The following is a 14,218-nucleotide window of genomic DNA, read 5'->3' as shown; positions in this document are numbered from 1 at the left end:
GAGACGTTTTTTTATGAAATGGATTTTAGTACTTAGCTGAATCAATAACTGTATCCTCTCTGGTTCTCAGTGCTACTCCGTGAAACTCTGTGTAACACTATAAGGCTGAAGTAACCCTAAGGCTCACAGAGAATACGTAGCGCTTCGCCGAGAAATATTATCTGATTTTCATCAAATTACATTTACCTTTGATTCCTATGAAATAGGTTTTGGAATTAATCCACAACAACCTTATAGGTCGGATCTTCCAAAACGTTTACCTCGATAAGGTCATCGGCATTTTTGAGCAGGGTAAGGCAATCTTTGCTCAAATGCTTTAAATGTACCTTCTTTCCTATTTTTTGATAGCGCTCGGTAAGTTTGTTAACCGCCTCTATGGCCGACATATCCACAATCCTACTTTCGGCAAAATCGATGATTACCTCTTCGGGGTCATTGGGCACATCGAACTTTTCGTTGAAAACCGTTACCGAACCGAAGAATAAAGGACCATAGATCTCATAATGTTTTATACCGGCATCATCGACATATTTGCGGGCACGAATGCGTTTGGCATTATCCCATGCGAATACCAAGGCCGAAATGATAACCCCAACCAAAACGGCCAAGGCCAAATTGTGCAAGAATACCGTTACTAGGGTAACCAAGACCATGACCAACACATCTGATTTGGGCATACGCTTAAAGGTGCGTAAACTGGCCCACTCAAAGGTGCCGATGGCAACCATGATCATTAATCCGGTTAGGGCAGCCATGGGTACTTGTTCGATCAAACTAGATCCGAACATTACAAATACCAACAGCATAACCGAAGCTACGATCCCTGAAAGACGGGCTCGGGCACCATTGGAAATATTGATCAAACTTTGTCCGATCATGGCACAACCACCCATTCCCGAGAACACCCCAGAAAGTACATTTGCTATACCTTGGGCCACGGCCTCTTTATTTCCCCTACCTCGTGTTTCGGTAATCTCGTCTACAATGTTCAAGGTCAAAAGACTTTCGATAAGCCCAACCCCGGCCACTATGGCCGCATAGGGGAATACGATTTTTAGGGTCTCTAGACTTAGGGGTACATCAGGAATATGGAAAGGCGGGAAACCTCCTTTTATAGAGGCGATATCGCCTATGGTTCGGGTATCTATTCCAAAGGCATACACCAGACCGAATACCAAAAGAATAGCCACTAAAGATGCCGGAATGGTCTTACTGAACTTGGGCAGGCCCCAAATGACCAGCATGGTCAAAAACACCAAACCTAAAATTATCAATAAAGGTACACCGGTCATCCAGTTTCCGGCGGCATCTTTAAACTGATCTAACTGGGCCATAAAAATAACTATGGCCAAACCGTTTACGAATCCGAAAATTACCGGATGGGGTACCAAGCGCATAAGTTTACCCAAGCGTAAAAATCCTGCGGCCATCTGTAAAATACCCGCTAAGACCACGGTGGCAAAAATATACTCTACCCCGTGCGATTTGGCCAAACTTACGATAACGATGGCCACGGCGCCCGTAGCACCGGATATCATGCCGGGTCTACCTCCCAAAATCGAGGTGACCAAGCCCATCATGAAGGCGGCATATAAACCGGTCAAGGGCGAGAGTCCGGCCAAGAAGGCAAAGGCAATGGCCTCGGGTACCAAGGCCAATGCCACGGTTAAGCCCGATAGGATCTCGGTTTTATAGTCGACCTTTTGTTTAAGATCGAAAAGGTTTAAATACTTCTTCATCTGTCGGTTCCAAATATGTGGCCTTGTTACAGCCTGGTTCGTATATAACTGTTTATCAGCAAAAAGGCAAAATGGTGTTTGCCCTAAAAAGCGGCAAAAATACGATAATCTAATTCGATTTGGGGTAATCAAATCTTTAAAAATCGGTAACAGACATTGCGTTAACCGCAAAAAGAAAAGCTCTGATCAAACAGACCAAAGCTTTCCCTAACTAAATAACCAACCAAAAAAGTCTTACGAAATTTCTTTCGTATTCTCTGTAATATAACGTCACATGTACAGCTTCATTGTATAGTAGGCTTCTAAAAATGTATTCAATAGTGTTAAAATTCGATTAAAATGGGTTTGGGGCTAGGTGTAAAATCGGCCTATTTCCAAGACCTGATGGCAAATTTGGTTACTTTTGGGCCGATAAATCAATTCTATGGATCAATCGTTTGCGGTTATCGGTGGTGGTAGTTGGGCCACCGCCATTGTGAAAATGTTGTCGGAAAACCAAAAGACCATCCATTGGTTTATGCGCAATACCGATGCTTTGGAACATATACGCACCCAAGGCCATAACCCAAACTACTTAAGTTCGGTCGAATTCCATACCGAACAACTAGAGCTTACCGCTGACATTAATGTTGCCGTTGCCGCCGCCGATGTTTTGATTTTCGTAATTCCATCGGCTTTTTTAGAATCGTCTATGGCTGCCTTGCATACTTCATTGGAAGGCAAGATCATTTTTTCTGCCATTAAGGGTATTGTCCCTGAATCCGGACTAATCGTTGGGGAACACTTTAACCAGCGCTATGGTATTCCTTTAGATAATATTGGGGTAATTACCGGCCCTTGCCATGCCGAAGAGGTGGCCTTGGAACGCCTTTCTTACCTTACGGTGGCCTGTGCCGATGAGGCCAAAGCGGAAATGCTAGCCAAAAATTTGGAATGTGACTATATCAAAACCAAAATCTCTGACGATATTATTGGTACCGAATATGCCGCCATGTTAAAGAATATTTATGCGATTGCGGCCGGTATAGCTCATGGACTTGGGTATGGCGATAACTTTCAGTCGGTATTGATGAGCAATGCCATTCGCGAAATGAAACGCTTTATCAATCGCGTACATAAAATGAAGCGAAACATTAACAATTCAGCGTATTTGGGAGATTTGTTGGTGACCGGTTACTCCATCTTTTCTCGTAACCGTATGTTCGGGAATATGATCGGCAAAGGTTATACCGTAAAAAGCGCCATGATGGAAATGAATATGGTGGCTGAAGGCTATTATGCCGCGAAAAGTGCTTATTTATTGGGCGAGAAACACCAGAAGAAATCTAAAGCCCCTATCCTCGATGCGGTCTACGAAGTGTTGTACGAACACAAAAACCCCAAAAAGGTATTTAAAAAACTGACCGAGAAGTTGGATTAGGGTGAACAGATGCTACAAGCCCCAATACCCCATCATATCAGATTCTAGGGTATTTATTGTTGCAGCGGGGACATCGGAATGGTACATAATGAACTCCATAAAATGATTGTTGGCATATTGAAAGTTAATACCCGAAGCACCTCCAATTCCAAACAAGGTGGTGGCTGTATAAGCGTAGGAACTGGAATAGGCATTGTTCATTCGATTAACCCCATTTACATTTACGATCCTGCTATTGGTTCGCCTAACAAAAGTGTATAGTTTGTCTTGGGTGTAGCTGGTACCTGAGTTGTTGAAATTCCTTCCGGACTGGCAGCAATCCCCAGGGTCAAAATACAAGTTATTATTAGACCAGTTAATATGGGCTTGCCAGCGATTACTACGATTGGAATCTTGAACGGCACCAAAAGTAAATTGACTTCGATTAGTAGCTTGGGTTATCAAAAATATACTTGCTTCACGGCCGTTATTGGTGAGTTGGGTTCGGGTATCGGCCTGTATTTCTAGAATATCGTTAGAACCATCACCTTGCCAAAAAGGGGTAGTTGGATTGTTATAAAATCGGGGTTGTTTATTTTGTACATTTTGTAAAGCGTGAAATTCATTTCCGCTTTGGTCGTACCAGAGCACCACGAAAAGGTTGGCCCCTCCCGCCCAATTGCTAATAGCTGTCTGGTCGATCCAAATATCATTGTCTTGGGAATAAAAATTCCGTTCGGCATTGTCCGATGCCCTGCGTAACCGAATCAGTGGCCCTGTATAATCGCCTTTTAGCTTCCGTAGGGAATAGGCAGCGGCCAAGTCCGTTGCGATATTGTCCAATATACCGGGCAACTCATCTACAGCCCGCATTGGGGTTAGGGTTGGGTATTGGTTATGTTGCCCGATTTGCCCATAAACCGACACTCCCAGTATTACAAATAGTATGGTGAGATACCGAGACATATCAATTCGAGAGGTCACCTGTTAGATGATAGCTATTTGAGGCCGTAGCCACGATACCGACCCCAGCATCTTGCCCGGCGGTTTTGGTTCTGCTTAGCCTATGCCGTATTGTTACGCCCCCACTACCCACGATTTGTACCTGTCCGATACCAAGTTGATAAACACTTATATTGAATCCTATAGGGAGCCCGGCCGGAATGGTCAAGGTAACGGGCGTGGCCGAGTTAAAGGTCAGTACCGATCGGTTATCGGTAGATTGTAGGGTATAGTTTGTTGTTTTGGTCTGTACCCCAACGCTGGACGCGAAGGGCAATAACGAACCATTTTCTAACCCAATGTAGTATTCATTGGAATCGGTAGTGCGATACAAATCGCCTTCCGTGGCCGAATTATAGCCGCCAACATCGGTAGATAGAATTGGAATTTGGGCCATGGCAATACTAGAGGAAAGTAGTATAACGACCCCTATGATTTTATGTAATGAAAGCTTCACGGATTCCATAATTGTTGTGCATGGCACAAATTAGTTTAGAACGGGGTATTACACTATAATTTGTTGTGAAACACAAAATTATTGAGGTTTTCCTATACTATATTGAGTACTTAAGGATAATCAATCTTTTTCCCACTTTTTGGTACGTTTTATGGCATTTTTCCACTTTTTGTAAAGCTTTTTGCGTCTTTCCTTGTCATAACCGGGAAGAAAACTACGGTCTAAAGGCTGATTGTCTTTTATATCGGAGAATTGCCATAAACCACAGCCGATACCGGCCATATAGGCAGCGCCCATGGCGGTAGATTCCACCACTTTGGGCCGTTCTACCACAATGTTCAGGATATGGGCTTGGAATTGCATCAGATAATCGTTGGCACAGGCACCACCATCTACCCGTAGTTTTTTAGGTTTTATGCCCGAATCTTCACTCATGGCCATAAGAATGTCTTTGGTTTGGTAGGCCAAAGATTCTAGGGTAGCCTTGGCTAAATGGGCCTTTCCGGTATCTCGGGTTAAGCCGAAAATGGCCCCACGCGCATACATATCCCAATAAGGTGCACCCAAGCCGGCAAAAGCGGGAACCACATATACCGGGTTGTCTTCCGGTAAAGATGCTGCCAAGGCATGGGTTTCTTCCGCACTTTGGATCAGTTCCAACCCGTCGCGTAACCATTGTATGGCGGCACCGGCAACAAAAACACTACCCTCTAAGGCATAGGTTACTTTGCCATCTACCCCGTAGGCAATGGTGGTAAGTAGCCCATTCGTTGAAAACTGTGGTTTTTTACCGGTATTCATCAGCATAAAACAGCCGGTACCATAGGTGTTTTTGGCCATACCCTTTTTAAAACAGGCCTGTCCGAACAAGGCGGCCTGTTGGTCCCCCGCTATTCCCGTAATGGGGATGGTATGCCCTTGAAGCTTAAAATGGCCAAAGGGGTGTACCGAAGGGTGAACCTGGGGTAAAATGGCTGCCGGAATATTCAAGGTTTCGAGTAAATATTCGTCCCAGCAGAGTTGGTTAATATCATAGAGTAAGGTACGTGAGGCATTGGTCATGTCGGTGGCATGTACTTGCCTATCGGTAAGATGCCACAACAACCAACTATCAATCGTGCCGAAGAGGAGTTCGCCGGCCTCGGCTTGTTCGCGTGCACCGGGTATATGATCCAACAACCATAGAATCTTGGTACCCGAAAAATAGGCGTCGATAACCAGACCTGTGGTTTTTTTTACATAAGCTTCCAGTCCTTTTTCAATTAAGGCCTCACATATGTCGGTGGTTCGGGTATCTTGCCATACCAAAGCGTTATAGATGGGTTTGCCCGTATGTTTGTTCCAGATTACGGTAGTTTCCCTTTGGTTGGTAATGCCCAATCCGGCAATTTGTTCCGGGGCGATTCCGGCTTGTCGGACTACCTTTTCTAGTACCATTAACTGGCTGTCGAGAATTTCTAAAGGGTCATGTTCTACCCAACCCGTTTGGGGAAATATTTGTTTAAACTCCTTTTGGGCCATGCCGATAATCTCCCCGGAGGCGTTCACCAAAAGGGCCCGCGAACTGGTGGTGCCTTGATCTAAGGCTAGAATGTATTTCTGGTCTTGCATTTCCTTTGGGAATGGTTGCTCTAAAATTACGGAATCGATTTCTATAATAAAGTATTTGTACTTCTTGATGGATTATTGATTCAAAAATGTATTTTAAAAGGGATGAGCTTAGTTTGTTTCCATGGTTTATAGTAGAACATACCGTCCCAAAGCACCCCTTAGTCAATTTGTGGAAGTAATTTGGGTAGGGAGTTCCGTTAACTTAGAAATCAATGCAAGCCATTTCGCCCCCATGTTCACAGAATTGATTTTTAATTATGGGGACACTTTCAAAGTCGAAGGACAACATGTCGAAACCTACGATCATAATAATATACAATATCTGATTTCAGGACTGAAAACAAGACCATTTCGAACCAGGGTTTCAGGAAGATATCAGACTGTAGGCTTTATTCTAAAACCCTTTTGCTATGGGTTTTTAAAACGAAATCTAGACGCCACCTTACTTATGGAATTGGGTGAAATTATCGGAAACTCCCTAACCGTCTCAAGCGCATTGAACCTGGAAGCTTTAGAAGGACCATTGTATACCCTTTTCAAAGAATTCCGATTGGATGAGGATGTACAAAGATTCGATCGCTTTGTTTCAAATCAGGTGTTGGGAAAGGGACTTATGAATGCCTTTGGAAATACCCTCGCCATAACGCAAAAAAGTTTTATCCAAAAATTTAAAAAAGACTATTTGCTTACGCCTAATACCTATGTAAAATTGAAATTGATCAATACATCCATTCAACGGTTGGAAACCTCAAGATTTGGGAGTCTAACCGAATTAGCCTTAGATGCCGGATTTTACGATCAATCGCATTTTATCCGAAATTTTAAAAAGTTTTGTGGCTGTAGCCCCAAACAGTATAGATCGCCGAGCTTGGGGTAAATTCTGTACAATTTTGACTATCGGGATATCAGGTACTTTGCGATTATAAAAATGTAATGGATCATGGAAAAAAAGAACATAGTTTATATTGCCACAAGCTTAGACGGGTACATTGCCGATTCCAAGGGCGGATTGGATTGGTTGCATAGTATACCCAATCCGAATCAGGACGATATGGGTTTTTTAGCGTTTATGAATCGCGTAGATGCCTTGGTTATGGGGCGCAATACCTTTGAGACCGTTATCGGTTTCGATGTCGATTGGCCGTATACCAAACCTGTTTTTGTGCTGAGTAATAGTTTAAATGAGATACCACAGAGCCATGCCGATAAGGCATTCTTGGTAAAAGGTGCTTTGAATACTGTTTTAAAAGAAATTCATGATAAAGGCTTCTTGAATCTATATATTGATGGAGGCACCACCATCCAGAATTTTTTACGGGAAAACTTGATTGACGAACTGATTATTTCACGGATCCCCGTATTACTCGGAGGCGGGGTGCCATTATTTGGCAACCTACCACAGCTAATGGCATTTGATTTTGTTGAATCAACAACCTATTTGAATCAAATTACTCAGTGTCGATATAAACGTAAAAAGTAAGTATCGGTCTCGTATAACTGCAGTTATGGGATTGAAGCTATTGGATTTTTGTTTAGATCGCAAGCCATAGCAATTCCGAGTGGATTCTGCCTGCCTTAAGTATGGCAAAAGGAAGCGGAATCCACCGTTATTGTGTCTAAGTATTGTTAAATGTAGTGTTTCTTTTCATTCTATATGATGGATGATTTAAACCTGTTGGTTCAAAAAATTCTACACCAATGTATTCAAACCCTAGTTTATTTAATAGTTTTTGTGAACCAATATTATTCGGGTTATGACCAGCGAAAAGTTCATTGGCCTTTAGATCAACGAAAGCATATTTAATAATTCTTGTTGCGGATTCTTTGGCAATTCCTTTTTTCCAATGATTTGGAACAATATGGAAACCAATTTCATAAACTCCATTATCTAAATCATAAGGTTTTAATCCACAGCAACCAACAAACTCATTATTTTCGAGTAAGAAAATAGGATAATATTGAATTCCATGCTTTTTATAGTTTTCAATTTCAGCGTTCAGTTTTTCAAATATTTGGTTGTCATTTAATTCGCCTCTTGAATCAATAAGTTTTGTCACATTTATATTTCCCCACAATTCCTTTGCAAATGGGAATTTTTCTTTACCCCAAGTTGAAAAACCTAATCTCTCGCTTTTTATAAAATAATTGTCCAATTTTTCCTTTTTAATTCAATATACATATTACATACAACTATCGATATCGTTACTTCAATCCACCGAAAACTTCACTTGAATTTGGTGGCCTTCGGCGTCCGTGGCGGTTAGTGTATGGGCACCTGTTTTTGGCCAAAGTTCCATTTCGTGATATTGTTTTGTATGGCCAACATAGTCACTGTTTAAATACCAGAAGACTTCACTATCATAATCCGAATGGGCCAAACGGGCTACCATGGGGTTTATTTCCCCATCGAAATCCTTGGTCAAGCTTATCCGGCTTTGGGCTGCGGGGTAGATAAAGGCCATGGGAGAGGCGTCTACAACTTCACAACCTTTTTGAAAAGGGGGTAAGATTTGGTATTGGGCCTGGTTTTTGGCAAAATACCATTCCATAAGTGGAGGTAGGCTGAACCATGCCGTTTTTTGTGCGGCACTAACTTCAAAACAAGAACTGTTTACCCGTTCACCGGTTTGTGGATTGAGGTGCACCCAGTGGTGGTAGGGGCAGGCTGATAGGGCAATGGCCGTATTCGGGATATCTACCGTTTTACTAGTACAGACTTCGGTGGCCAAAAAACCACTTTGGGTACATAGTGCGACTTGCTTAAAGGCATCGAAGGGTTTGGGAAACCAGCTGGTTTGGGGTAGACTGCCGAATATATCGAATAAAACAGGGGCGGCCGCCGTTAGCCCGGTGATGCCCGGCCTCCCTTCGCCATCGGCATTACCCACCCAAACACCCACGGTAAATTCAGGGGTAACACCTATGGCCCAGGCATCTTTGTTCCCGAAACTGGTCCCGGTTTTCCAAGCAATGGGTCGGGCCGAATCGAAAAATTGCCAGGCTTGGTTGCTTTCGGGCCGATTCACTTCCTTTAGGGCTTCTAGGGTCAAATAGACACTGGCGGCATCAAAAGTGGTTTTTTCCTGTGTAGGCAATCCGAAATCGGCTTGTTTTCCTTTTTCCAAAATGGGTGGCTGTATCTCGTTCGGATAGTATTCTGAAGAACTTTGGGTAAAGTGCATAACCGTGCTGCCCATACTGGCATAAACCTTGGTTAGATCCCATAAATTGGCTTCTGCGCCACCCAAGGCCAGGGTGAGTCCGTAATGGTCGGCAGGTTTGTTTATTCCTTTTAATTTAAAGGCGTCCAGTTGGGCGCGGAATTTCTGTAAGCCATAATTCTGTAAAATGCGTACGGCAGGAACGTTCAACGATTTAGCCAAGGCTGTTTTGGCCATTACGGCCCCAGCGTAGGTTTTGGAAAAATTCTCTGGATTATAACCGGCAATATGGGTGGGTACATCGGCCACTAACATGGTAGGGCTTAATTCCCCAGCATCTAGGGCAGCGGCGTACAGTAGGGGTTTTAACAAACTACCCGTAGAACGGTTCGCCCGAACCATATCCACATCTTTTTCATGGGCTTTGTCGGTAGGGCTATTCCCTACATAGGCCAGCACCTCACGGGTTTTGGTGTCCACTACCAATACGGCCGCGTTATGCACTTGATTGCCTACAAGTTGCCTGTGGTGCCTACTTACGATTTGGTTTATCCGTTCTTGTAGGTTATAGTCAAGGGTAGTGGTAATGTTCTGCCCGGTTTGGGTTTGCCCAAGGTGGGCCACGAGATGTGTAGCCGTTTTTGGTAGGGCATAGGGGGCATTGGGTAGTGGTTCCAACAGGGCCAGTTGGTAAGTGGTGCTGTCGAGCACTTTTTGGTCGAAGAGTTTTTTAAGCACAAAATCCCGTTTCTTTTTCAGCCTTTCCTGTCGTTTTCCCGGAAAAATAAGTCCAGGGGCATTAGGTAAAACAGCAAGCGTAGCGGCTTCGGCCCAAGAAAGTTGGTCGGGCGATAGACCGTAATAGCGATAGGCGGCCATGGGCAGGCCTACCACATTGCCACCAAAAGGGGCGTGGGAAGCATAAAGAGCCAAAATCTCTTTTTTGGTATAACGCCATTCGGCCCGGGTGGCCAAAACCAGTTCCCAAAGTTTTTCGGAATATGTGCGGCCTTTTTGCCCGCGATGCAAGCGGATCAATTGTTGGGTTATGGTACTGCCACCACGAACAACCCTGCCTTGGGCCAAATTGGCACCTAAGGCCTTGCCCATGGCAACCGGGTTAAAACCGGGGTGCTGGTAAAAATAGCCATCTTCGAATGCCAACAGACAGTGTTCAAATTTTTTGGGCACCGAATCTAGTGCTGGGAATCGCCATTGGCCATCGGCCGCGATCTTGGCACCGAGCAGTTCCCCATTTCGGGCATGTACCACCGTGGCCGTGGGTTGGTTAAAAAGGGTCTGTGGCAAACAAAAATAGTACCCGATTAGTGTAATAAGGAAAAGGGTAGACTGTAATGGGTGCCGCACTATATACTGCCCCAAACGTTTTGTAATGGTTGTCAGTCCTAACCTGAAAACCATAACTTAGAAAGAAAGTTTCCCAAAGCTGTATTCCCGTTCTACCTTGCAGATCCGTACTCGGTAACCACTATACCAGGTAGAACGGCCCTTTCGTTGGGCATCAACATGATCCAATTGCTTTTTCCATTGGGTTATGGCCTGTATATTTTCCCAATAACTTACGGTAATACCAAGCTGTTCCCGGGCACTTTCCATACCTAAAAAACCCGGTTGTTCCTGGGCGAGTGCTTCCATCTTTTGGGCCATTTCGGCATAGCCTTGATCACCATCGTTACGGGTTGAGGTAAAAATTACGGCATAATAAGGGGCTTGCATGGCTTTCTCTTTTGGAATAAAGATACGAGGATCGCCTTTTTGTAGCCTTATTCGAAAAAACCTTTTTCCACAAAATAGCTTACTATGGCCTCTTTCATTAAAACGGACTGTTCGCCGGCTTTTAAAAAGGGTAGGTTTTCTTTTACCTTGTAGTGGGGCCATCCGTCCGGATCGAAGAAGTCGAATTCATAATAACCATAGGGTTCCAAAAGACGGCAAATAGCGATATGCATCAAGTTTACCTTCTCGTCTTTTTTATACTTTCGCTTGGGTTGCCCCAGTTCCTGAATGCCGATCAGATAGATAATGGCATCGAGATCGAGGGGGTCTCCATTAGAAAATTTTGCCGATAATTGACTTACCAATAACTCCCAGCGCTCTTTTAAAACTTCATCCCTGGCCATACATCTATTTATCGGGCAAAGTTACGAATACCATCTTGGTTTTGTGACTTGTCTTTTGGCTGCTATATTTGTGTAAACCATCGCTATGCCCATTTTAGATATCGTTATCGGAATTCTCCTGTTTTGGGGGTTGTATAAAGGCTTTTCCAACGGCCTGTTTGTAGAATTGGCCTCTTTGGTGGCTTTGATCGCCGGTATTTTCGGTGCCATTCATTTCTCGTATATCGCTGAAGATTATCTACATCAGAACATGGAATGGGACTCGCAATACATTAAAATATTGGCCTTTGTCATCACTTTTGCAGCGATTGTAATTGGGGTTTCCATGGCCGGGAAACTCTTGACAAAAATAGCTGATTTTGCCATGTTGGGCGGACTTAACAAGTTGTTGGGGGCGGTTTTTGGTGCCTTAAAGAACGCAGTGATCATTGGGGCCTTGATCATATTTTTTCACAATACCCTCTTACAATGGGGATGGGTTGACAAAGAGATAATCGAAGAATCGGTATTCTATGAGCCCATAAAGGATATTGGCGATTTTATTTTCGATGCCGTTTTGCGGGATACAGATGAACCTTTACTTGAGGTGTAGCGTAGGGGTTATTCCTGTTTAGACTCCAAGCGATACCCCACTCCATGTACGGTTACGATTTGCAGAAGCCCATCGGGTTTTAGTTTTTTACGGATCATAGAGATAAAAGTATCCAAACTACGCCCCACGAAAATGCCTTTGTCTTCCCAAACTTCCTTTACCAATATCTCACGTTTTACCACCTGCTCGCCATGACGCGAAAAAATGGCCAATAATTCACTTTCCTTGGTACTGAGTTCTATGGGTTGCGCCCCACCCAATAGTTGTAGGTTATCGCAATCCAATCGGTAAGGGCCCAAGATCAAAGTATTTTCCGCTTGATTCTCTTGTTTATCGGCAGCAGATTTTTTTTGGTTGGTATACCAAAGCCCGAAGCCTAAAAATCCGATGAGCATCAGGGAGAGATAGGTTTTCGGTGTGCCAATGGCATGGGTAGGCTGTGGTTTTATAAAGACGATATCCAGGGCATAACAATTTAGGGGGAGGGTACGACCTTGGCAGGTGACCAGATCATCTTTTTGGTCTTGTACCATTTGAAAGCTATACCATACGTTTTGGGTATCGCAATCGACCAATTCCACGATATAATCCTGCGAAAGTCCACTTTGCCCTAAATGGGTATTGATCTCGGAAACGACCTGCTCGGGGGCCAAAACCAAATCGGTTTCAAAGGTGAGGCGGAATTTATTTTCTTCCAGTTTTTGAATGGGTAAGACCAGCGAGGTAGAGTCTTGGGAAGCCAACAAGAGGTTATGCCCGGTTTTCCGTAAGGCCACTTTTACCTTTTCCTCAAAATGGGGTAGGGGTTCTTCGGCCTTGCCTCCTAACAGAAGCAATAAGCCTAAAGCCAACATGGGTAAAACAATGAACAGGTTTTTTAGGGACATATGCGTGTAAAAGTATTTCAAGTAAATGATAATTCTGCACATTTGACACTGGTTTTACATTTTTTTGACATCTTTAAAGGGTGTACCAAATAGCTTTGGATTAAATAATTACTAAAATTCGTGCTATGAAAAAGCTTTGTTTCCTTTTGTTATTGTTGATGGGTGTGGGATCTATGCAGGCGCAGTATTCCTTAGTGCTCGATACCACCCAGAGCACCGTAGGTTGGACAGGATCTAACTTTGCCGAATTGAACAAACAACGGGGGACTTTAAAATTCTCTGGTGGCGGAATTGATATGAAGGAAGGGTTAATCCAATCGGGACGTTTTTCGATTGATATGCGTACCCTGGCCGACACCGAAGGCGCTTCGAAAAATGCTTTGATTACTTTTTTAAAGAGCCCATTGTTTTTTGATGTAGGGATGTACCCGGAAGCTACGCTCGAGATAAGTAGGGTGTATTATAATACGGACGATACTTTGGATGTTGAAGGCTTTTTAACCTTAAAGGGCGTTCGTAACTTTATCACCTTTAAAGCTAGTTTGGCCAGTGAGGCTAGGGCCATGGTCTTGCGTTCCCAACTAAAATTGGACCGTAACCGTTGGAAGGTAGACTATGCCAATGAAAATCTTATGGGGCCCCATAAACATGATGTTATCTCCAATATCATAGAACTGGACGTAAACATCCGTTTTGAGGATGGGTGTTAATCTATTTGGGCGTTTTTGTGCCATATTTTTTTAGGGGAAGTGGCATCTAACCAATCCAATTGAAAATTATGGGCCAGTGTTTGGGTTATTGTTATGGCCTTTTCTTTATCTAAACACTCGAATGCGGTAATCCTTTTACTCTTTTGATACCATAGGTTTATCTGATATTGATGGTTTCCGTCACTTAAGGCTTGCTTAAAAACCGAGATATATTCAATAGATGGTAAGTGGCGCCATTTGGAGAATACCCAAGTACCAAGGCCAAACCCTTGGCGATACCGCTGTTTTTCAATATCAATTATGGTTTCTTTTATCAAGGATAGGCGTAAGGCCACACCTATTATAATGATGATACCACCTAACCTTTTTATGCTTTCGACAGTGTTGGTGTGGTGCAAAACAAGTTTATACAATAACCATAAGGAAAGGGTATAGCCAAGTGTGGCCAAAACTAGATGTACTATGTTCCGGTCGTTTCTTAATAGTATTAGTTGGTTTGGCGTATCGGGCATGCCGTTA

The 14,218-nt window shown here is 43.5% G+C and carries 15 protein-coding genes and 1 pseudogene; 6 read left to right on the top strand and 10 right to left on the bottom strand.

The genetic code is table 11. The features are described 5' to 3' along the window. Window positions 1-215: 215 nt before the first annotated feature. Window positions 216-1,739: a SulP family inorganic anion transporter gene (locus B7P33_RS06005; RefSeq protein ID WP_097441064.1), complete on the bottom strand. Its 1,524-nt coding sequence runs from the start codon at window positions 1,737-1,739 to the stop codon at window positions 216-218. A 424-nt stretch (window positions 1,740-2,163) separates the two neighbouring features. On the opposite strand from B7P33_RS06005, the gene B7P33_RS06000 reads away from it, so the two are divergent. Next, window positions 2,164-3,159, top strand: a complete 996-nt coding sequence (locus B7P33_RS06000; protein ID WP_097441063.1) for an NAD(P)H-dependent glycerol-3-phosphate dehydrogenase — start codon at window positions 2,164-2,166, stop codon at window positions 3,157-3,159. Window positions 3,160-3,171: 12 nt separating this feature from the next. Here the strand turns inward: B7P33_RS06000 and B7P33_RS05995 are convergent, their stop codons facing one another. From B7P33_RS05995 to glpK, 3 genes are all read right to left on the bottom strand, one after another. Further along, the gene (locus B7P33_RS05995; protein ID WP_172435866.1) at window positions 3,172-4,011 is read right to left on the bottom strand and encodes an arabinofuranosidase catalytic domain-containing protein; all 840 of its coding nucleotides are present in this window, start codon (window positions 4,009-4,011) and stop codon (window positions 3,172-3,174) included. Between the two features lie 94 nt (window positions 4,012-4,105). Then, a complete protein-coding gene (locus B7P33_RS05990) occupies window positions 4,106-4,606 on the bottom strand; it encodes a hypothetical protein (RefSeq protein ID WP_097441061.1) in 501 nt (166 codons plus the stop codon). A 111-nt stretch (window positions 4,607-4,717) separates the two neighbouring features. Continuing rightward, entirely contained in the window at window positions 4,718-6,208 is a 1,491-nt protein-coding gene (glpK, locus tag B7P33_RS05985) for a glycerol kinase GlpK (protein ID WP_097441060.1), read from the bottom strand. A gap of 121 nt (window positions 6,209-6,329) precedes the next feature. Between glpK and B7P33_RS19810 the strand changes: the two are divergent. The 3 genes and pseudogenes from B7P33_RS19810 to B7P33_RS05975 all read left to right on the top strand — a co-directional run. Further along, window positions 6,330-6,602 (top strand): annotated as a pseudogene (locus B7P33_RS19810) (DUF6597 domain-containing transcriptional factor); the annotation flags it as partial. Window positions 6,603-6,656: 54 nt separating this feature from the next. Continuing rightward, window positions 6,657-7,085 (top strand): helix-turn-helix domain-containing protein, encoded by a 429-nt coding sequence (locus B7P33_RS19335; RefSeq protein WP_172435865.1) that lies wholly within the window; start codon window positions 6,657-6,659, stop codon window positions 7,083-7,085. Window positions 7,086-7,148: 63 nt separating this feature from the next. Then, entirely contained in the window at window positions 7,149-7,688 is a 540-nt protein-coding gene (locus B7P33_RS05975; RefSeq protein ID WP_097441058.1) for a dihydrofolate reductase family protein, read from the top strand. A gap of 136 nt (window positions 7,689-7,824) precedes the next feature. On the opposite strand, the gene B7P33_RS05970 is transcribed toward B7P33_RS05975, so the two are convergent. Genes B7P33_RS05970 through B7P33_RS05955 form a run of 4 tightly spaced genes read right to left on the bottom strand, consistent with a single transcriptional unit; the run spans window position 7,825 to window position 11,510 of the window. After that, window positions 7,825-8,361 carry a GNAT family N-acetyltransferase gene (locus B7P33_RS05970; protein WP_097441057.1) on the bottom strand — a complete coding sequence of 179 codons (537 nt, stop codon included), beginning with the start codon at window positions 8,359-8,361 and terminating at the stop codon, window positions 7,825-7,827. Between the two features lie 54 nt (window positions 8,362-8,415). Next, complete coding sequence (gene pbpC / locus B7P33_RS05965; protein WP_317042824.1) at window positions 8,416-10,752, bottom strand: penicillin-binding protein 1C; 2,337 nt, start codon at window positions 10,750-10,752, stop codon at window positions 8,416-8,418. Window positions 10,753-10,794: 42 nt separating this feature from the next. Beyond that, the gene (locus tag B7P33_RS05960) at window positions 10,795-11,106 is read right to left on the bottom strand and encodes an antibiotic biosynthesis monooxygenase family protein (protein WP_097441055.1); all 312 of its coding nucleotides are present in this window, start codon (window positions 11,104-11,106) and stop codon (window positions 10,795-10,797) included. Window positions 11,107-11,153: 47 nt separating this feature from the next. Next, window positions 11,154-11,510 carry a hypothetical protein gene (locus B7P33_RS05955; protein WP_097441054.1) on the bottom strand — a complete coding sequence of 119 codons (357 nt, stop codon included), beginning with the start codon at window positions 11,508-11,510 and terminating at the stop codon, window positions 11,154-11,156. 85 nt (window positions 11,511-11,595) lie between these two features. Here B7P33_RS05955 and B7P33_RS05950 point away from each other — a divergent pair, with 85 nt between their 5' ends. Then, window positions 11,596-12,102 (top strand): CvpA family protein, encoded by a 507-nt coding sequence (locus B7P33_RS05950; protein WP_097441053.1) that lies wholly within the window; start codon window positions 11,596-11,598, stop codon window positions 12,100-12,102. 8 nt (window positions 12,103-12,110) lie between these two features. On the opposite strand, the gene B7P33_RS05945 is transcribed toward B7P33_RS05950, so the two are convergent. Continuing rightward, window positions 12,111-13,031: a helix-turn-helix domain-containing protein gene (locus B7P33_RS05945; RefSeq protein WP_097441052.1), complete on the bottom strand. Its 921-nt coding sequence runs from the start codon at window positions 13,029-13,031 to the stop codon at window positions 12,111-12,113. 83 nt (window positions 13,032-13,114) lie between these two features. On the opposite strand from B7P33_RS05945, the gene B7P33_RS05940 reads away from it, so the two are divergent. After that, window positions 13,115-13,699, top strand: a complete 585-nt coding sequence (locus B7P33_RS05940) for a YceI family protein (RefSeq protein ID WP_097441051.1) — start codon at window positions 13,115-13,117, stop codon at window positions 13,697-13,699. Here the strand turns inward: B7P33_RS05940 and B7P33_RS05935 are convergent. Beyond that, complete coding sequence (locus B7P33_RS05935; RefSeq protein ID WP_097441050.1) at window positions 13,696-14,211, bottom strand: hypothetical protein; 516 nt, start codon at window positions 14,209-14,211, stop codon at window positions 13,696-13,698. The two genes, B7P33_RS05940 and B7P33_RS05935, sit on opposite strands and share 4 nt — an antisense overlap. Window positions 14,212-14,218 lie beyond the last annotated feature (7 nt).

Origin of the sequence: Sediminicola luteus (genome assembly GCF_002514735.1) — a bacterium.
Lineage (GTDB): Bacteria > Bacteroidota > Bacteroidia > Flavobacteriales > Flavobacteriaceae > HQA918.
The sequence above is the reverse complement of the archived record's forward strand: the minus strand, read 5'-3'. Positions and strand labels throughout refer to the sequence as shown.